General features: G+C 60.0%; 15 protein-coding genes. 9 read left to right on the top strand and 6 right to left on the bottom strand.

Annotation, left to right across the window (positions count from 1 at the left end):
- The first annotated feature begins 110 nt into the window (after positions 1-110).
- Both SE86_RS01160 and SE86_RS01155 read left to right on the top strand, forming a co-directional pair.
- A complete protein-coding gene (locus tag SE86_RS01160; RefSeq protein ID WP_117353943.1) occupies positions 111-4,235 on the top strand; it encodes a hypothetical protein in 4,125 nt (1,374 codons plus the stop codon).
- A gap of 161 nt (positions 4,236-4,396) precedes the next feature.
- A complete protein-coding gene (locus SE86_RS01155; RefSeq protein WP_117353942.1) occupies positions 4,397-5,746 on the top strand; it encodes an alkaline phosphatase family protein in 1,350 nt (449 codons plus the stop codon).
- Position 5,747: 1 nt separating this feature from the next.
- On the opposite strand, the gene SE86_RS01150 is transcribed toward SE86_RS01155, so the two are convergent.
- The 3 genes from SE86_RS01150 to SE86_RS01140 are packed head-to-tail and all read right to left on the bottom strand — an operon-like array spanning position 5,748 to position 7,299.
- Positions 5,748-6,113 (bottom strand): hypothetical protein, encoded by a 366-nt coding sequence (locus SE86_RS01150; RefSeq protein ID WP_117353941.1) that lies wholly within the window; start codon positions 6,111-6,113, stop codon positions 5,748-5,750.
- Entirely contained in the window at positions 6,110-6,850 is a 741-nt protein-coding gene (sfsA, locus tag SE86_RS01145; RefSeq protein ID WP_211096623.1) for a DNA/RNA nuclease SfsA, read from the bottom strand. The genes SE86_RS01150 and sfsA overlap by 4 nt, the downstream gene beginning before the upstream one ends.
- A 5-nt stretch (positions 6,851-6,855) precedes the next feature.
- Entirely contained in the window at positions 6,856-7,299 is a 444-nt protein-coding gene (locus tag SE86_RS01140; RefSeq protein WP_117353940.1) for a hypothetical protein, read from the bottom strand.
- Positions 7,300-7,494: 195 nt separating this feature from the next.
- Here SE86_RS01140 and SE86_RS01135 point away from each other — a divergent pair, with 195 nt between their 5' ends.
- The gene (locus SE86_RS01135) at positions 7,495-8,433 is read left to right on the top strand and encodes a glycosyltransferase family 2 protein (protein ID WP_158543065.1); all 939 of its coding nucleotides are present in this window, start codon (positions 7,495-7,497) and stop codon (positions 8,431-8,433) included.
- 44 nt (positions 8,434-8,477) lie between these two features.
- Positions 8,478-9,488, top strand: a complete 1,011-nt coding sequence (locus SE86_RS01130) for a glycosyltransferase 4 family protein (RefSeq protein ID WP_117353938.1) — start codon at positions 8,478-8,480, stop codon at positions 9,486-9,488.
- Here SE86_RS01130 and SE86_RS01125 read toward each other — a convergent pair.
- Positions 9,485-10,159 carry a GNAT family N-acetyltransferase gene (locus SE86_RS01125; protein ID WP_117353937.1) on the bottom strand — a complete coding sequence of 225 codons (675 nt, stop codon included), beginning with the start codon at positions 10,157-10,159 and terminating at the stop codon, positions 9,485-9,487. The two genes, SE86_RS01130 and SE86_RS01125, sit on opposite strands and share 4 nt — an antisense overlap.
- 150 nt (positions 10,160-10,309) lie before the next feature.
- Here SE86_RS01125 and SE86_RS01120 point away from each other — a divergent pair, with 150 nt between their 5' ends.
- Both SE86_RS01120 and SE86_RS01115 read left to right on the top strand, forming a co-directional pair.
- A complete protein-coding gene (locus SE86_RS01120; RefSeq protein WP_117353936.1) occupies positions 10,310-10,555 on the top strand; it encodes a DUF5320 domain-containing protein in 246 nt (81 codons plus the stop codon).
- 130 nt (positions 10,556-10,685) lie between these two features.
- Entirely contained in the window at positions 10,686-11,969 is a 1,284-nt protein-coding gene (locus tag SE86_RS01115) for a glycosyltransferase family 2 protein (RefSeq protein ID WP_117353935.1), read from the top strand.
- Here the strand turns inward: SE86_RS01115 and SE86_RS01110 are convergent.
- Both SE86_RS01110 and SE86_RS01105 read right to left on the bottom strand, forming a co-directional pair.
- Positions 11,958-12,884: a GDP-mannose 4,6-dehydratase gene (locus tag SE86_RS01110; RefSeq protein WP_236747384.1), complete on the bottom strand. Its 927-nt coding sequence runs from the start codon at positions 12,882-12,884 to the stop codon at positions 11,958-11,960. The two genes, SE86_RS01115 and SE86_RS01110, sit on opposite strands and share 12 nt — an antisense overlap.
- A 2-nt stretch (positions 12,885-12,886) precedes the next feature.
- Positions 12,887-13,870 (bottom strand): glycosyltransferase, encoded by a 984-nt coding sequence (locus SE86_RS01105; RefSeq protein ID WP_236747383.1) that lies wholly within the window; start codon positions 13,868-13,870, stop codon positions 12,887-12,889.
- A 578-nt stretch (positions 13,871-14,448) separates the two neighbouring features.
- Here SE86_RS01105 and SE86_RS01100 point away from each other — a divergent pair.
- Genes SE86_RS01100 through SE86_RS01090 form a run of 3 tightly spaced genes read left to right on the top strand, consistent with a single transcriptional unit; the run spans position 14,449 to position 19,654 of the window.
- Positions 14,449-17,175: an ABC transporter substrate-binding protein gene (locus SE86_RS01100; RefSeq protein WP_158543064.1), complete on the top strand. Its 2,727-nt coding sequence runs from the start codon at positions 14,449-14,451 to the stop codon at positions 17,173-17,175.
- 42 nt (positions 17,176-17,217) lie between these two features.
- A complete protein-coding gene (locus SE86_RS01095) occupies positions 17,218-18,273 on the top strand; it encodes an ABC transporter permease (protein ID WP_211096622.1) in 1,056 nt (351 codons plus the stop codon).
- Positions 18,274-18,283: 10 nt separating this feature from the next.
- Positions 18,284-19,654: an ABC transporter permease gene (locus tag SE86_RS01090; protein ID WP_117353930.1), complete on the top strand. Its 1,371-nt coding sequence runs from the start codon at positions 18,284-18,286 to the stop codon at positions 19,652-19,654.
- The last annotated feature ends 16 nt before the right edge of the window (positions 19,655-19,670 follow it).

The raw sequence follows: 19,670 nt of genomic DNA, 5'->3' as shown, positions 1-19,670 counted from the left end.
GCATAACCCCTATCCCACATGTGGGACTCTATGTGGCCGGGGGGAGGGTGTTACTTCTTAAATACCCCATAGGCCTCTACGTTAGACCGAGCCACAAGTGGTGAATAGCTGTGAGATCGTATAAGATAGTGGCGGCTGTAGTTCTGGCCCTCGTGCTGCTGGCCCCGCTCCTGGGGCTGGTGGCGAAGGCCGCAACATACCCGCAGCCCGGAACCGGCCTGGTGTACACCAAGCTTGTGAGCGTCGGTGGTGCCGTGACCTTTGACTTCAACCTCTCGTCATCATACCAGGGCGCCGCGGCCCACATATACCTCTCGGCCAACGGCATAAATGCCGTCTACTTCGGTGACGTCCCGATAACCCCAGCATTCTCAACGAGCAACGTGACAGCTGTTGTCGGCAGTGTGCCCATAACCGCGACGGACTTGGCTAACTTCATAACAGCCCTGAGCACCTACGGCCCGGCAGAGGACGCCGCCTCAAACGGCGCCACCCAGGAGACGACTGTGCTTCACAACCTGACGACGCAGGGCTGGGCCCTCGTCTATCTCAAGTACTCGACGTCAGCCCCTGTGCAGTACGGCGGCTCAGCCCCGGCCATAGCCGCTGGGCCCTTCAACCTGACCATAAGGCCAACCATGGAGGTCACGATAAAACCCCTGAACAACCTGAGCTATGTTTCGCTCTGCCTGCCGACGTCAAGCAATGCGTTCCTCAACATAACGGGCACTAACGCCTACGCCTCAGGCATAATAAGCAGCACTATGTCGGACCTTGCTAATTACAAACTCACGCTCCTGGGCTCCTTCGCTAACTCTACGGTCTCCACGACATCCGCTATCATAGCGAATATCAGTAAATCATCCAACTCCTCAGAGGTATTCGGGAGCTCCATTTACGTGAACTACACTTCCACACCGGTCAGCATAGGCGTTAAGGGCACGCTCGACGGCACGTTCATCCCGCCCGCGCTGACCAACTCCGTGCACTTCAGCTCAGGCGCCGTGACCTCATACTTCAACATAAGCGACTTCAGCCTTGACGTGATGTACAAGACCCCGATTACAGTCGTCCCGGCTAACGGCACGACCTACATTGAGTTCTTCCCGAGCGGCACCTACCAGTACGGGACGACCACAGGGAAGGCCGCGGCTGTGAGCTTCCCGGTGGTCAACTACACCCTCAGCAACTACGGCGTCAACCCGTCGACCTTCAAGCCCTACGGCCTCTTCACGCCTAGCCCAGCAGCTGGGACCCTTAACATATTCCCGAGCTTCAAGGTGACCAACGAATACCCGAATGTGGCCGGCCCGAGCGGCCAGCTTAACCCAGGCGACGAGCTGGCTCTCACCTTCTACAACCTGCCGACCAGCACGAGCTTCGTAGCGGTGACGGCCATAGGCAACGGCACCCTCCTGCCCACTAGCCCGTACCTATACCCAGCTGAGGAGAACTACGAGAGCTACTACACGAGCTCCGGCTACGTCGTTGAGAGTATCGGCACCTTCACTAACAACACGTTCACCAGCGCTATTACACCGGTGAGCGGCGAGGCCACGGTGGACGTCCTGATACCGAACGCGCCCTACTACCCGCTCGCTAAGCTCGGCCTCGAGTACGAAATAACCTACACGCCTGAGCTCGTGTCGGGCACCATAAGCCCGTACGCCTACGTTAGCAACTGCACGCTGTGGACCACGAGCGGGCCGCTAGAGGTCTACCCGTTCTACCAGGTGTTCACAAGCAACGCTAACGGCATGTTCTACTTCAACGGCACCAGCAGCGCCCCAGAGGGCCTGCTCTTCGGCAACTACCTGCTCGTCAGGGGCTTCGGCTTCAGCACGTCCATAAGCTCTAGCGAGTACCCCGTCATCATGAACAGCACCACGGCGCCTATAGCGGCCACAACACTGGCGCCCATAACCAGCGTCCAGACAGACGGCTACGGCGACTTCGCCTACATAAGCCAGGTGCCCATAAGCGGGTCCTTCTATAACTTCCTGGTCACGAAGATACGGTCGACCAGCTTCACGAAGGTCACGGCTTACGTCGCTAACTCCGTCTACGCGTCAGTAATGAGCAACGCCAGCAGCAACTACGAGGTCTACCTGAACTCTAACCCAGGCGCGGCCATAGTGTACGTCAACCCGACGCCCGTCGTCTACCCGCCGACGCCCATAGTCAGCGGCCTGCTCGGCGCCATACAGATGCCTATAACGCTGTTCAAGTACCCGTTCGAGGCGACCCAGTACATAACTAACGGCACTACGTACCTGATACCGGCCTCCGAGGGCATGATACACGAGATAGTGGTAGTCGGCGCCGGCGCCAACGCGAACATAACCACCGGCAAGTACGGCTCCGTGCTGCTCAAGTTCTACATAAACAGTGAGTACTTCGGAAGCCTCAACGTGTCAAAGGTGGCCCCCTTCGGCGACAGCAGCTTCAGCGGCACGTGGGTGCTGGGAGGCTACGGCGTGTTCAACAACGTGCCCGTGCCAGACCTGCCCGGCAACGCGGGCTGGATGACAAGCAGCCAGTACCCATACATGATAGCGATAACTAACGTCACAAGTTCAGGCACTATCACCTCAGAGCCGGCCTCAACCATGCTCTACGTGGGCAAGGCCGGCGACCTGCTGCTCGGCACCTACTCGCTGGCCTACTTCATAACAAACAGCACGACGGGCGGAATAATCACTGTGACGTCGCCTCTGACCAGCCAGCCCATACTGGTACTCCCAGGCGTGCCTGTGACGGCCTACGTGTTCGGCTCGCCAATAAGCAAGCCCACGGGCGAGGCCCTGCCCGTCAACTTCACAGTCTCCGCGCAGTGCGGCGTCGCCACAAAGGTGGTGCCGCTCGGCTACATAATCAACGGCACGCTGTTTAGCAACTTCACAGGCACGTACGTCAAGGGCTCCACGCTGAGCGCCGGCACCACGCTGCCGCTGTGCCCAGGCTACAACGAACTGAGCTTCCAGCTGACAGGGCCCTACGTGCCCACGGGCACTATTGTCACTTACCCATCAACGCCGGTCACGCTAACCATGTACTACGTGGAGCAGATACCGACAATCCCGGTGCAGTTCAGCGTGACCGCCCCAGGCACGGCCTCTGTTGGCGTGCCGGTTGAGGTGCTGGTGTCCAAGCAGGTCTCAGTGCTCGGCCTGCCGGCCAGCGAGGCCTCGACTTTCTTCACAGTGTCCGCGCCGCAGGTGAGCGCCTACATAGCTAACGCCAGCGGCGTGTACCCGCTGCCGGCCTCCAGCGTGCGGTTCGTGACGGCCATACCTGGCTTCGACGTGTACTACGTGACGCTGCCCAGCACAGTTGCAAATGGAACTGTCGACATCATAGTGACTGTGACGGCCGCCTACAAGTTTGACCCGAGCGCCTACACCTTCACAGGCCAGGCCGCCGCGACCTCTGGCATAGTGTCGGTGAACACGCAGGCCATAAACAGCGAGATAGCCTCAGCTGAGTCGCAGGTGGCCTCGCTCATACAGGGCCTCAACGCCTCCATAAAGTCAGAGATAAGCAGCGCGGTGAGCACCCTGAGCTCGCAGGTGCAGAGCGAGGGCTCAACGGTGGCCTCTGAGGTGAAGGGCCTCAACGCCTCCATACAGTCACTAAGCTCCGCTGTGAAGGGCCTCAACGCCTCCATAAGTTCAGAGGTGAGCAGCGTGGTGAGCACCATAAGCGGCTACCTCTACGGCAACTTCAGCTACGTCAACTCAAGCATATCAACGATAGAGTTCGACCTGACCAACGTGGGCGGCCAGGTTGGCGCCCTGGCCTCTGACGTGAACACGGTAGAGAGCGACGTGAGCTCGCTGTCGAGCAGTATGACGGCCCTGGCGAGCTCGATACAGAGCATAAACAGCACCCTGAGCTCGGCCACCTCAACGATAAGCGGCGTTGCCTCGTCGCTGAGCTCGCTCAGCAGCACCGTGAGCTCCATATCATCAACTGTGAACAGCATGTCATCAACCCTCAGCGGCGTCAGCAGCACGCTCAGCTCATTGAGCTCAACGGTCAGCGGCATGCAGGGCACGCTGAGCTCAATGCAGTCAACCCTCAGCACGATAAGCAGCACGGCCTCGAGCGCTGAGAGCAGCGCCCACAGCGCCTTCTCAGCGGCCTCAAGCGCAGCTACGTACAGCCTCGGCGCCCTGATAGTAGCAATAATAGCGCTCGCCCTCATAGCCTACGTGGCATTCGCCAAGTTCTGAGGGCCACAGCTTAGCCTAACTCTATCTTTATTTTCTTCTTTTTTCCCTTCTTCCTTCACGTTTTCTTGCTGCTGTTGTCCCCTTCTCTCTGCTTTCAGCGCTACCCCGCGCGCCTTCGGTGCCTTTTTAACTTCCCCGCCTCCCCCCGCAGGCGAGGAGCCTTGCCAAGGAGGCTGTTCGTGCTGGGCCTTGACTCCCTGCCCCCCTACGTGCTCTACGAGGGCCACGACGGGGGAGGCTTCAAGTTCATAAGGGGCCTAGTTGAGGAATCAGCCCGCTACCTCATGAGAACATGCCACCCGCCTATAACCGTGCCGGCCTGGATGGTCATGTTCACGGGGAAGAGCCCCGGGGAGCTGGGTGTCTACGGCTTCAGGCACAGGAGGCCGGGCACATTTGACTCCTACGTAGTGACATCCCAGGACGTGAGGGAGCCGGCCATATGGGACGACCTGGGCAGGAGGGGGCTGAGGTTCGGCCTCTTCGGCGTGCCCCCCACCTACCCCCCTAAGCCCGTTAACGGCTTCATGGTGACGGACTTCAACACCCCAGGGCCCCAGAGGCCCTACACGTGGCCGCCGTGGCTGAAGCAGGATCTCGAGTCCCAGGTAGGGGACCCCATCTTTGACATAGTCTTCAGGACCGAGGACAGGGACAGGGCGAGGCTCGACCTGCTCTCAATGGTGGAGAACCACGGCAGGATAGTTAAGTACCTAGCTGAGAGGAGGGCCTGGGACGCCTTCATATACGTTGAGATAGGCGTGGACAGGGCCCACCACGCCTTCTGGAAGTACTTCGACGAGAGGCACCCGAGGCACACCTACCACGAGGTCTACAGCAGGGCCATACCTGAGGTCTACAGCGTGGTGGACTCCTGGCTTGAGGACATGGTGAGGGGCCCACTCAAGGACTCTATAGTTGTAATAGCGAGCGACCACGGCACTAAGTCCATGCACGGGGCCTTCGCCATAAACCAGTGGCTCGAGGAGGAGGGCTACCTTAAGCTCAGGGAGAGGCCCAGGGCGCCGGGCCAGGACCTGACCTTTGACATGATAGACTGGGACCACACGAGGGTGTGGGCCTGGGGAGGCTACTACTCCCGCTTCTTCTTCAACGTGAGGGGCAGGGAGCCCCACGGCATAGTGGGCAGGGAGGAGCTTGAGGGCCTTGTGAAGGAGGTCAAGCAGGCAGTCTCAAGGATAAGGGGGCCCAACGGCGAGGCGTGGAGGAACGAGGCCTACGAGCCGCAGGAGATATACCCGGTGGCCAGGGGCGACGCCCCTGACCTCACGGTCTACCTTGACGACCTCAACTGGAGGCCCATAGGCACAGTCGGCTGGCCCTCCAACTACATGGACAGGAACGACAAGGGGCCTGACGACTCCATGCACGACTGGCTCGGGGTGCTCTCAGTGTATGACCCTGAGGGCACGGTGAGCAGGGGCGACATGGGGATCATTGACATAACCAGGGTCAGGGGGCTCCTGGAGGAGCTTATCCTTGGCAGGTAAGCTAGTGCCCTCTGAGCCTCTCGGCGACTGCCAGCGCGCTCGAGTACATGGCCTCCCAGGGGCCCGCCCTCCTCAGGCTTAGGCTTCCTGCAGGGCCGTCGCCAACCATTAGCTTCAGGCCGAGCCTCCTGGCCTCAGCGAAGGACGGCACGCAGAAGGAGCCGTGGGCTGCTATCACGGCCTCAGCCCCAGCCTCACCGCAGGCCCTTATGAAGGTGGGCCTCCTCTCCCTGGCCCTGAGGGCTGGGTTGCCAACTGTTTTCTCAACCCTGACGGAGTTCCCATCAAGCTCCCCCAGCGCCATCAGCTCAGCCCTTGACGACACCACTACCTTGCCGTCCTTGTCAACTGCGACGCAGACCCTCAAGGCAGCCCCTGCCTCGGCTGCGCCCCGGCCCCTTTAAACAGGGCCCCTGGGCAGAGACCTATGTCGCCAATATAAATGAGGTGCGGCGGCCTGAAGGCAAACTTGAGAACCCTCAGAGCGACCCCCTTGCGGAGGGCCTCAAGTAACGCCCCCGCGAACTTGGGGTCCGTCTCCCAGTTAGGGGAGAAACACGTGGCGTCGCTCCTCATATCAAGGACCATCAGCATGGCCCCGTGGCCGCTGGAGGCCAGCTCCTCGAGCTCGCGCACGTGCCTGGCCCCCCTCTCGGTTGGGGCGTCAGGGAAGAGCGCCACGCCGCCCTTGGCCAGCGTGCAGCCCTTGACCTCAACGTAGACGTCGCCCAGCCTGAAGTCGAGCCTACTGCGCCCGACCCGCACCTCCCTCTCGGCGCCCGGGGGCAGGAACCTTGCCGCTACGTCAGAGTGGAACCTGCTGTCTATCAGGACCCACCCGGCGGCCTCGCCGGCCCAGGAGGCCGTCACTGAGCAGCTCGTCCTGACGCCCCTGGTGGGCCTCACGAGCACCCTGGCGCCGGGGTAGATGAGATCCTGCAGCCTCCCAGGGTCGTGAAGGTGACAGGGCCTGCCGTCCTGGAGCTCAACGAGGAACCTGTTAACCCTCCTCCTTACGACGGCCTCGCTCAGGGGTCCCGGGACCTCGAGGACCTCTGAGCCTGGCCCAGGGCCATACTTGAGCAGCTCGGGGCTAACAACCACTGAGCTCAGCCCGTAGTCATCAGGGGCGTGACGAGCGCCTCGACGGCCTGGGGCCTTCTGTAGCTGAGAAGCACCCTCCCAAAAGCCATCAGGCTGCCGAGCGCGCTGACCTTGGCCCCTGGACCCATCAGGGCCCCAAGGGCGGTGAGGCCCGCGGCCGCCGCTATGACAAGCCAGTGCGGCGCGTCGTAGACCAGGTGCTTCACGGCGCTCCTTGAGGGGGAGGCAACGTCCCAGTGCACAAGGTAGAAGTCCCTGTACTCCCTCACGTGTATGGACCTGCCGTCAGGCATCACCCTCTCCCAGTCGGCCCTCTGCCCCCTGGGCTCCGCCAGCCACCTCCTCCTGAAGCCGGAGGCCTGGGGCCTTGGGACGCTGAGCTTTGCAAGCGCCAGGTCCCTGTGGGGCGGCATTGAGAGGACAACCCTGATGACGCTGTCCCACTCCAACGGCTAGTCCCAGCTGGCCTGGAACGGCTGGACTATTAATCTGTGAGCCCCCCTGCTAACGGCACTTGATTGCACCTGTGGACGCCCTCAGCGCCGCCAGCGGAGGGACATCTCCGCGCGGATCACAAGGCACAGCAGTACGAGCTTTCATATGGATTTAAACTTAACCGTCAGCCTTTCAACGGCCAGGGAGCCTTGGCAACCGTCGCAGTTAAGTGGCTTAGGAGGCTGCTGGGCAGAAGGGTCACGTGGGCCACTTATAACGCCTTAGCCTATATCGCGAGCGGCCTCAGGCTAGTGAGCCCCTCAAGGGAGGGAAGACCCCTTGGCATAACCGCTGCAGTCTTAGTTTACAACGACCCCGACTGGCTCCCCCTAGCCCTCGAGGACGCCGCCTCAATGGCTGACGAGGTCCTGGTCGTTGACTCCTCCGACCCCTGGGACGAAACTGAGAAGGCGCTTGAGGAGGCCAGGTCAGGGCTTGGTATTAGGGTTGTGAGGCAGTACCCTCCCCAGGGTTGGGCAGAGGCTAAGGGACTGGCCCTCAGGGAGTCTAAGTACCGCTACGTCCTCATGTGGGACTCGGACTTCATAGCCTTTGAGGGACTTGGGAAGCTCCTCAGGACCTTCGTGGAGGGTGAGGGGAGGGACAAGTATGTGCTCCTCTACTGGCCCTTCATAACGCTCTGCGGAGACCTGAGCCACAGGTGCAGGGCTGACAGGTATCACGAGGAGCACTTCGCCTTTACCTACTCCAGGAGGCTTAAGTACCTCTGGGATGGCAGAGACGATTACCTCTTTGCTCCACCTTACTACTTCAGGAGGAGGCTTTCCTCGGCCCCTCTGGGGCTTCACCTCACGGGGGTCAGGAGGCCCGAGGTTTTGGCGCGGAAGAGGCTCTCCAGGGACGTGGGGTTCCACTCCATAGCCTCCTCCCAGGGCGTCGAGGTGGCCATGAAGGCCGTGAGGCGGAGGGCCAGGGAGCTCTACGGCACGGACGACCTGAGGGAGGTGGGCCTCAGGATGATTGAGGAGGACGTGAGGTCAAGGCCCTGCTTTGAAGTGTCATCGCTGCCTGCCAGGGTGATAGAGAGGGCCAAGGAGATAGGCGTGCCACTGGGCTCCTGTCCATGATTAAATAAAATGCCAAGGGGCCTGATGCCCTGGGGCTGACGCGTTTGCTTCAGGAGGCCCTTGTGGCGCTGATATCTTCGCTGGTCGCCTTCGGCTCAGTGGTGGCCTTCGAGCCCCCGTGGATAGAGGTCGCGAGGTCCAGGGGCCTCGTTGGGTCTGACATGAACAAGGCCGACAGGAGGAAGGCGGCTGAGGCTGGAGGGCTCTGGGTCATAGTTGGCGTGGCCCTGGGCCTCCTTGTCATGGAGGCCATAAACACCTTCGTCAACGGGTCGCCATACGAGCCCCTGCCCATCTTCTCAATGGTCTCCCTGCTCATGCTCACAGGCCTCATTGGGCTCCTAGATGACATACTGGGGTGGAAGAAGGGCATACCGCCCCTCGTTAGGGTGCTCTCAACCATACCGGCGGCCCTGCCCCTCATGATAGCCAAGTACAACGGGTACATAGTCCACGTGCCGATACTCCACGAGATATACCTGGGCCTACTCTTCCCCCTGGTAGTAGTGCCTATAGGAGTTATGGGCGCCTCAAACGCCTACAACATGATAGCCGGCTACAACGGCCTCGAGGCAGGCATGGGGGTCATGCTGTACTCCTTCACGGCGGCCTTTGCCATAGCCAAGGGCCTCTGGATGACGGCCTACCTCTCCCTCATAATGGTGGCCGGCCTCCTGGGCTTCCTAATATACAACTGGTACCCAGCCAAGGTGTTCCCGGGGAACACCATGACGTACGCCGTGGGGGCCTACTACGCCGGCGTAGTGGTCCTCGGCGACATAGCTGCCTTCGGCCTCTTCATGTACCTGCTCTACTACGTTGAGCTTATCCTCTTCGTCAGGGGGCTGTCCCACGGCGTCTACAAGGAGAACTTCGGCGTTGTAAACGGCGACGGCTCCCTGAGCCCTCCCTACGACAGGTCCTACAGCTTAACTCACGTGATGCTGAGGCTCCAGAGGGCCCTCAGGGGCAGGGCCACGGAGCGCGGCGTGACAATAGGCCTCATGTGCCTCCAGGCGGCAGTTGGGGCCGTGGCTCTGGCGCTGTTCCTCTAAGGCTTTCTCAGCTCGTAAACTATGAATGCCTCCGAGTAGCTCCCCCTCTGCCTTGAGAACCTCCTGTAGCCCTCAGCGTCGCCCGCGGCGAAGAAGGGCGGGTCTGTCTCAAGCACTACGACCCCGCTGCCCCTGAAGGTCCTGCCCCTGTAGAGCGCTATCGGCCTCCAGGTCCAGGAGTCCACGAACCCCGGGCCCGGCAGGTCGTCGGCTCCCCCCTGGGAGAGGCCAAGCCTCGAGGCCAGCTCCGGGGCTGAGTACGAGGCGCCGTCAGAGAAGTACACCCTGTCCACCTCCTTGAAGCCGAGCGACAGCGCCAGGGCGTTCGAGGGCACGTTCCTCTCGCTTGCCATGACCCTGAAGGTCCTGCCCCCCGTGAGCTCAATGACGTGGAGGGCCAGCTGCCTCCCCACCCCCTTCCTCCTTATGTCGTTGCTAACGGCTATGCCCTCGAGCCAGTAGGAGTCCTCGAGCTGCCTGGCATGTATAACGCCGACTATCCTGTTGTCCGCGTCAACCGCCTTTATGAAGAGCCCCTCCCTGAGCCACCTGTCAAAGGTTGGCTCTATGTTCACGTGAGCCAGCTCAGGCGCCCCCCTTAGCATCGATAGCACGGCCTCCCTGTCGTCTCTCGTCACGCTCTCAAAGGACACCTTGACCCTTGAAAGCAAGGCGCACCACCTGCAGCTTGCATACAGTCCCGTCCAGCTTGTGGCCCTGCATGTCTATATATTTTTCATGTACCTGGCCCTCAGACTTCCCTGAGCTGCGACAGAAAAGCTTAATAGGCCTGTATCGTATATTCGAGTCGGGTGAGCGATATGGGCTGGTGGAGGCGCTCGTGGGCAGGACCCTGGCCTGGGCACGGGCCCTTCGCGTACCTGCCGCCGTGGGAGAGGCCTGGATGGACCTACTGGGCAGCGGTGCCCGTGTATGACAGGGAGTCCGAGCTGAGGAGCCTGCAGGCCTACAGGCTCTACCTTGAGGACCTCAGGTCGTGGCTGGATGAGGAGCTGAGGGCAGTAGACAAGAGGATATCTGAGCTGAAGTCCGGCCAGCAGGCATAACAGCTCGGGCGCCGGTCTACCTTATTTTATTTTTAGTTAATATAATATAGCTACCTTTTTAAGCTTAGTCGAAAGGGCCTCAACGCTTTTAAGTTTAAGGCTGCCCAGATGAGGGCGAAAGGGGGTTGCTTTGAGTGACCTGACGACGCTCAGCAGCCAGCAGATCATAAGCACCTTCCACCAGTACCTGCAGAGCATCCACCTCACGCTCTCAGCCTCGAAGGCCCTCATGGCCTACGCCGCAGGGAGCGCAATAACGGTCGGACTGGCGCTCGTGGTTGAGCTCGTCATAATATTTCACGGCCTCCCCAGGGGCAGGCCCCTCAGCGCCGCCCAGCACCTCCCTGAGAGGCCCAGGGTCTCAGTAATAGTTCCGACGTACAGGGAGGGCGAGAGGCTCCTCAGGACTGTTAACTCCCTCCTTGCACAGGACTATGAAAAGGACCTCTATGAGGTGATAATCGCTGGGGAGCCCGACGACCCTACCCTTGACGGGCCCCTGGCGAGGCTTGGGCTCAGGAAGGTGGACGGGGCCGAGGCCGCCGTAAACGGGGTGAGGGTCAAGCTGTCCCTCGGCGACGGGAGGGCGAGGGGCAAGCCGGTAGCCCTCAACAGGGCCTTCAGCCTGGCCGAGGGCGACGTCATAGGGGTTCTTGACGCTGACGGGGCGGCGCCCCCGGACATGATATCGAGGGCCGTCAGGGCCATCAGCCTGGGCTTCGCGGCCGCCCAGATGCCCAGGGAGCTTGTCATGCCCCCCGAGGCTAAGAGGACCTTCGCTGGGGCCTACATAAGGGGCCAGGGGGCCGAGATGGCCCTCTACAACAGGGTGCTGGCGCCGGCCCTAATTGGCTTCGCGGGCTCTGCCTGGATAACTGGCACAGGGTACTTCGTCAGGAGGGAGGACCTGGAGGAGGTGGGCCTCTGGACGCCCTGGGCGCCCACAGAGGACCTGGACCTCTCTGCGAAGCTCATGGGGAGGGGCAAGAGTATAGCCTTCGTCGAGGGGGCCCCGGTGCTTGAGGAGCCGCTGACGTCCCTGGCCGCCGTCATAAGGCAGAAGGAGAGGTGGGTGAGGGGCTCCATGCTGGCCACGTTCACTGCGCTCAGGGGGGTTAGGAACACCTGGCCCCTTCTGCTCTTCCTAATAATGCCAGCCTGGGGCTACCTGCTAACGCCCTGGCTCGGCATACTCGCTGTGGCGAGGCTTCACCCTCAGCTTCTGACCTGGACCTTAGCGTGGTCGGCCGCCTGGTTCCTGCCGAGCGCGGCCTACTACGTAAGCGCCATCTCAAAGGCTGGCAGGCAGGTTAGGCCGCTGCCCGCCGCCATAGCGATATACCTGGTCGCAGGCCTCCTCTCCCTGCCTAAGCTTATAATAAAGAGGTACGAGTGGAGGGGCTCAAGGTCCTGAGCCCTTCATGTACTCTATTGTTAGCCTCAGGCCCTCCTCAAGGCTGACCCTTGGCTCCCAGCCCAGGACCTCCCTGGCCCTGCTTATGTCAGCGCAGCTCCTCCTTATGTCCCCGGGCCTCGGCTCCCTGAACTCAGGGACTATCTTGACCCTGGCCAGCGAGGCTACAGCGTTAAGGAGCTCAAGGACGCTGACCTCCCTCCCGGTGCCTATGTTGATGGGGCCCGTGGCCTTCCTGGCTGAAGCTAGCTCAAAGGCCCTCGCGACGTCGTCAACGAAGACGAAGTCCCTGGTGCTCCTGCCGTCGCCGTATATGACTGGCCTGAGGCCCCTGAGGGCGGCCTCTATGAAGTTATAGATTACGCTGGCGTAGGGCCCCCTCCTCATCCTCGGCCCGTAGACGTTGAAGAGCCTGAGGTGGGCAGACCTGACGCCGTAGTCCCTGTAGGCCTGCTGGGCCAGCTGCTCAGAGATCACCTTGGTGAGGCCGTAGAGGCTGCTCGGCCTCAGCGGCGCGTCCTCGCTCACTGGCACCCTCTCAACGTCGCCGTAGACCGCGGCGCTGCTGGCTATGGCGACGTGAGCGTCGAGCCTCCTAGCAGCCTCCAGGACGACCTCGGTGCCCAGCACGTTTGCCCTCACGGCCCTGACCGGGTTGTCCCTGGCCTCAACGACGCCGGATACCGCCGCCAGGTGGGCTATGGCGACCTCCTCTCCCTTGGCCATGGTCTCAGCCCTGTTCATGACGTCTATATCGCTGACGTCGCCAACGATGAGCCTGGCACCAGGGGGCACGTTCTCTGCCCTCCCGGTCGACAGGTCGTCAACAACTATCACAGAGTGGCCTTCGCTGAGGAGCAGGTCAACCAGCCTGCCCCCTATGAACCCGGCCCCGCCCGTCACTATGAAGAGCATGCTCACGCCCTCCCCTCATTGGCCCAGGAGGTTATTATCTGGGCTAGCCTTATGGAGCCGTCCTCGCAGCTGGCCGGCGGCCTGTTAATGGCCTCCTCCACGGCCCTCTCCACGCCATCGGGGGTGACGTCCTCAGGGGGCAGGAGGACCGCCCCTATCCTCTTTGCCATCATCTCAGCCTCCCTCATCCTCTTCGGGTCCCTCATCCAGACCCACTCGGTGTTGGGTGCCAGCACAGTGGGCTTCCCGTACTTGCAGGCCGCCTCAACGGCCGTCCTGCCGAAGTGCGTAACTACGGCGGAGGCGCCGGCTATCAAGTCCTCAAGGTTTGGGTCGAAGCTGAAGGCCTTAACCCCCGCGCCCCTGTAGGGGCCTGGGTCGACCCTGCCAGTCTGTATGACAAGCCTGCCCCTCAGGGCTGAGGAGGAGGCGGCGTCGAAGAGCCTCCTGTAGCCGTAGCTGCCAGCCGTGACGAGCACGTACCCCTCGTCCCTCACCCTGTAGTGGACTTTGCCGAGGAGGGGGCCCACCACGACCCCCCTGCGGGAGAATGCCCTCTGCTCCTCCCACTGGAGGGCAACAAGCCTTGAAATTGGGGACAGCACCTTCACGGCCCTGCTTGGCTCCAGGAACCTCTCCGTGGCCTCAAGGGTCACGAGGGAGGCCCCCTTAAGCCTCGCCGCCGCGCCCGCTGCTATGCTGTGGCTGCTCCCGCTGGCCACGGCAACATCATAGCCCCCTGGGACCTCAGCTAAGGCCCTCAGGAGGGCTGAGGGGGCCCTCAGGACGCCGAGCCAGGGGCCCTCCCCTGGGTCGAGGAACTTAGGGGTCCTCGCCACTACCCTGCCCAGGGCTGAGACCTGCCCCTCGCTCCACCCGTCGCCCCTGGGGACGACAAAGTCAACCTGGGCCCCAAGCTCAACCAGCCTCTCGGCAAGCGCAACTGCGTGGCCCGTGTGGCCGCCTCCGCTGGCTATCACTAGCACCTTCAAGGCCGTCGCCTGGCTGCAGGCGCCTAGCTAATGCCTGCCCGTAAGGCTTAAAAGAGGCTCCGGTGAGCGCTGGAGCGCGTGACAGGTTGATTTTTGCCCTTATGCGCGTGGCTGTGAGAGTTCGGCCTTCATTGTGACTAATAGTCGCCTCTCGCGACTATTAGCCGCTCGGCCTCATCACTCCTCACCCCTCCCCGCGCCTAGGTTAGGGAGCACAGCTCCCAGCCACGACGCGGGAGCTTCACAGGGCGCCTCCTCCACCTCGCGACTGCTCATCGACTTCACGGTGGCGCCTCCGATCTAATGTTAGCATAAAAGCTCATAAAATTGATTAGTCATACAGCCTCAGCCTGCTTAATAGCGTTAAAGATTAGAAGCGATTAAAATAACGAGCAGTTACGTAAAAAGGTTACAGACAAATAATTACAAAGAGCTAGCATTACTTAAAGTTATATGACGTTTTGGTTGATTATATGATAAGTTAATAGGTAGTGCATAGTCTTCACAAAAGCTAGCAAATAAATCCCCTCGCGGCCTCCAGAAGTAGCTAGCGTGGTAGTATGCGGCACGCGTTGAAGGTCCTTTTAGTTGCCTCGCTGTTCCTAGTCTTCGGCCTGGCCGTCCTCCTGCCCCTTGGAGTTGTCAGGGCGCAGGCGACGGGCCAGCCCGTCTCATCTATAACCCTGAAGAGCTACGTGGGCTCCGACACGCAGGGCATAGCGGACTTCAGCCACGGCTACATAGCTTTCTACGACTACGCATTGCCGCCCTACAAGATAAGCTCGCTGCCCTCCGGCGCTGTGGCCTATGAGATGCCTTCGACGTTCTACGACGTGCTCCTGAACCCAGTAGAGTACATAGAGAACCCGAGCGGCCAGGAGGTCCTCAACCCGTTCTACTACCAGAGCGTCAGGTTCGCGCTGAACTACGTAGTCGACAGGAGCTACTTCGTTAACGACGTGCTCGGCGGCTACGGGATACCCACCATATCAGTCTACGGCGGGGAGTACGAGATGCTCACTACCTCAAACGTCACAGACAGGTTCGCGAACATAACCTACGACCCCTCATACGCCAATGAGACTATATACAAGACCCTGACGGCCCACGGCTACGTCTATAAGAACGGCCAGTGGTACTACCCCAACGGCCAGCCCGTGGTCATATACGTATTCGTCAGGACCGACACTACCGTCAGGTACATCTACGCCACGTTCCTGATAAAGCAGCTCGAGGACCTCGGCTTCCAGGTCTACGAGGTGACTGGCAACCTGCAGAAGGAGATAACCGACATATACAGCATGGTGCCTAACGAGACCGACTGGAACGTGCTCATAGAGGCCTGGGGAGGCACCTACGGGTACTACGACTGGAGCCTGCCCGGTGAGTTCTACGGGGCAGCTTTCGGCTACCTGCCGGCCAGCGACGCCTACGGCACGGCCTGGGGCATCGGGGTCAACACGACCAACATACAGGAGCCCAAGCTGACCCAGGAGCTTAACATAATTGACAACCTGAGCCTAAGGCTTGCGGAGAGCCAATTCTCAACGGAGCAGCAGTACTATGAGTACGTCAACACTATGACTTACTACGGCATTATATCAGCTATAAGGATAGGCCTGGGCATGAGCCTCATACCGATATTTGTCAACAGCAACATGGTAACGGGCCTGGTGCCGAACTACGTGGAGGGGCTGATGACTCCGTTCAGCTTCCTCAACGCTAGGACGCCGTCCGGGACGCTGACCATAGGAGTTAGGCACCTGGCCATGGGCTCAATGAACCCCGTGGCAGGGTGGACAGACTCCTACAGCGTGGCCACGGCAGCTGGCGTCTTCCTGCCAATAACGTACTACGTACCTGGCAACGCCTTCCCAGTGCCAGCTGGCATTACCTACAAGCTTGTTAACCTCAGCGTGAACGCGACCGTACCTGTGCCCACGTCAGCCCTTATGTACAACGCCACCAGCATGCAGGTGGTCCACGTGCCCTCGGGCACCTACGCGAAGGTGGCAGTGATAGTTAACTTCGCGCCCCTGATGCAGTACGACAGGTTCGTTGACGGCCAGCCCATAAGCCTGGCTGACATCATAGAGCAGTACCTCATAGCCGCTAACGTGAGCCTCTCGAGCAGCAGCCCAATATTCGACACCTATGCATCATCCGTCTACAGCCCCAGCCTGCAGCAGATAGTTGGCTTCCAGGTGATCAACAGCACGTCAATAGAGATCTGGAGCACGGCCTGGTGGTTCAACCCTGCTTATGCAGCGCTAATCACAATAGGTGACTTCCTGCCGCTTGGCTTCGCTGAGCCCGGAGGCGGCATGATGCCGTGGCCCCTCTACACGGCGATGTCCCAGGTGGTTGCCAACGGCGAGGCCGCATGGAGCTCGGACACGGCCACCAGCAAGGGAATTGACTGGCTCAACCTGGTGAACCCAACGGATATCAGCCACGTGCTCAGCTACCTCGAGCAGGATAACTCGACGGGCTACATACCTGAGGGCCTGCTGGAGGTCCAACAGCTCAGCGGCGTGCCCCTGGTAAACACTACCTTCGCCCATGAAGCCTACACGGACGCTATCAACTACATCAACACCTACGGCAACGCTGTGATAGGCGAGGGTCCATATATGCTGGTTGCCTACCAGCCCGGCCAGTACGCCAAGCTGGTAAGGAACCCATACTTCAACGTCCCGGTGCCAAGCGCGCTGCTCTCAACGCCAATGATATATAGCATACACGTTAGCCTGCCGCTGATGGGCGCGGTGCCAATTGGAGGCACTATAAGCGCAACAGTCTATGGTACGCCTGACGGCACCAGCCAGACTACGCCGCAGTCTGGCGTCTTCGTTATAGCCCAGTTCGTCACCCCTGAGGGCGCTGTAGTTGCGCAGGAGAACGTGACCAGCGGTACCAACGGCACTGCCACCATAACTGTGCCAAGCACTCTGACGCCTGGAAGCTACAACCTCGTGCTCTGGGCCTACACGCCCAACAACATACTAATGAACCCAACTAAGGTGCCAATAACCGTCTACACGCCAACTACAACCACAACTACAACGTCAACATCAACTACTACAACCACAACTACAACAGTCACCACCACAACGTCCACAACCACAACATTCACAACCACCACAACGTCCACAACCACAACCCCGGTCACCACAACACCATCCACAACAACATCAACAAAGCCTGCCCCAACAGTGTCAACTACACTGATAGTGGGTATAGTCGTGATAGTAATAGTTATAATAGCTGTGGTCGCCCTCCTGGCCCGGAGGAAGTGAGGGGCCAGGGGGTGACATCGCCTAATGGGATATAAGGCTTTTTTGGCAAAGAGCGCAGTTATATACATTACTGTGCTCTTTGCAGCAATGCTTATACTTTACGGCTTCACCTACCCTGCGGTACAGAAGCTTTACAAGGACTACGTGCAGTACGCCGGCCTGCAGCTCAAGACTCAGCTTATAAGACACCACCAGGGGACCCTAAACATGACTCAGATAAACCTGGAGGTGGAGAAGTACGAGGAGTCGCTTGCGGCGGCCTACGGGCTTAACCAGCCCTTCATTGTAAAGCTGGCGCTTCAGATGAAGAACCTGCTGATGTTCCACTTCGGCGTGACCCCACCAGGCGTCAGCTACTCAGGCTATACGACTTCTAATAACATAGCTCAGATAATAGCTGTGGCGCTGCCAAGGACCATACTGCTGTTCACAACAGCCACAGTGATAGTAGTCATAGTTGGCGTCATACTGGGAGTGCTTGCAGCAAGGTATCAGGGCTCAGCGTATGACAAGGCTATACCGGTGATAGGCGTAATTCACCAGAGCCTGCCGACCTGGTGGATAGGATTCCTCCTCATAGCCGGGCTCGCCTACGGCATGCACTGGTTCCCGCCGGGCGGCATAGTGAGCGTGGGGCTTACCTTCTCCAAGGAGCCGCTGGAGTACGTGGCCAGCCTGCTGGACCACATGGTGCTGCCCCTGCTAGCGTTCTTCATAGTTAACTTCGGGGGCTTCGCCTACATAGTCAGGAGCCTGGCGCTGGCCACCACGAAGGAGGACTTCGTGCTCACAGCTAAGGCCAGGGGGCTGCCTGAGAACAGGATAGTGTTCGGCCACATACTTAAGACCGCCTCGCCGTCAATAGCCACACAGGCCATGCTCTGGCTGGCCTTCTCATTCGGCGGCGGCCTCACGACGGAGATAGTCTTCGTGTGGCCTGGCGTTGGCCTACTAACCTACGAGGCCGTCATGGCGGAGGACGAGGCGACCGTTATGGCCGTAACCTACGTGCTGACCTTGGTGCTGGTAATAGCGCTGTTCCTCAACGAGATAATAAAGGGAGCCCTGGACCCAAGGATTAGGGCTGGACAAGGGTGAGTGATGAACCATGGCTGAGGAGACCACATACAAGTTCTACCTGAAGTACCTCTTCAGGAGCAAGAGCGCCCTGGCGGCTATCGTAGTCATACTGTTCTTTGTTGGGCTTGCAGTCTACGTGAGCACCTGGCCCAAGAGCGTGTCGACAAACTACCTTTACAACACGCAGTACTACGAGAACACCTATCCGGAGGACGCGGCCCCCTCATGGATGGCCGCGCTGGAGCCCTCCCAGTACTCTCCGTCGCTTTACTTAAACCCTAAGGAGGTTAAGTTGTACGGGAGCGTCAGCAGTTCCAACATATATGAGTACGAGCTCACGTTCAGCTTTGACTGGAGCTCTGAGAAGGTCCCGACGGACGTGGTCTTCGTGTTCTCAGCAAACACCACCATGCAGACAATACAGGTCCTATGGAAGAAGCCCTCAGGCTCGCAGATAACGTTTTCGCAGACCCCGTCCGTGTCAAAATACTCGTTTGACCTAAGCTACGTCACCAGCGCCCTGTTATCCTATATACTTCAGAAGACGGGCCAGGTACCAACGTTGCAGACAACGTCAGTGTTGGCAACAGCCCTCTTCAGCAACTTCTCGGAGAAGTCGGCAGGGCCCGCCGAGAAGGGGACCTACACGGTCACAGTTCTCATCGGGACCTCAGGCCCTGCAAAGTTCTATGCAGCCCAGGTCAGGGTCCTGGGCAACGCCTACGGCCTAATGGGTACCGACAGCTACGGCAGGCCCATACTCCAGGGCATACTGCTTGGGCTCCCCAACGCCCTTGAGATAGGGGTCGTCACGTCGCTTCTGGGGGTCCTAATAGGGGTCTTCATTGGCGGCTTCGCGGGCTTCCTAGGCGGCAAGGCTGACGCCGGGCTAAACTGGTTCAGCACCGTGATCTTGGCGCTGCCCGTGCTCCCGTTCCTGGTCACGCTGGGCATCATGCTCAAGTCCAGCCTGACAATAATGTCTGAGGTCCTGTTGATAACCTTCCTCAGCTGGCCCGGCTACGCGATAATAGCCAGGAGCTCGGCCCAGAGCATAAGGACTAACACCTTCGTTGAGGCAGACAGGCTGATGGGGATACCGTCCTACAGGACCTTCTTCACGCACTTCCTTCCAAGGCTGGTGCCCTTCATAGTGGCCTACACAGTGCTTGGCATACCGGGCGCCATACTTCTCGTCCAGACCTTGGCCTTCATAGGTGTGGCGCCTGCCAACATAGTGACGTGGGGAGGGATACTTGACGCTGCCTACGACTACAACGCGGCGCTGAACGGCTGGTGGTGGTGGCTGCTGTTCCCGGGCCTGATGATAGTCTTCGTCAGCATACCGTTCGTGGTGGTGGGCTTCGTCATAGAAAGGGCCTCCTTCGGAGGCAGGTAAGTGCTAAACTTTTATG

Source organism: Acidilobus sp. 7A (genome assembly GCF_003431325.1).
Classification (GTDB): Archaea; Thermoproteota; Thermoprotei_A; order Sulfolobales; family Acidilobaceae; genus Acidilobus.
This window is presented reverse-complemented; position numbering and strand designations above follow the sequence as displayed.

Bases quoted from the DNA above. Each gene is read 5' to 3' on its own strand.
- SE86_RS01120 (WP_117353936.1), top strand. From the start codon at position 10,310: ATGGGCTGGTGGAGGCGCTCGTGGGCAGGACCCTGGCCTGGGCACGGG.
- SE86_RS01110 (WP_236747384.1), bottom strand. From the start codon at position 12,884: ATGCTCTTCATAGTGACGGGCGGGGCCGGGTTCATAGGGGGCAGGCTG.
- SE86_RS01090 (WP_117353930.1), top strand. From the start codon at position 18,284: ATGGCTGAGGAGACCACATACAAGTTCTACCTGAAGTACCTCTTCAGG.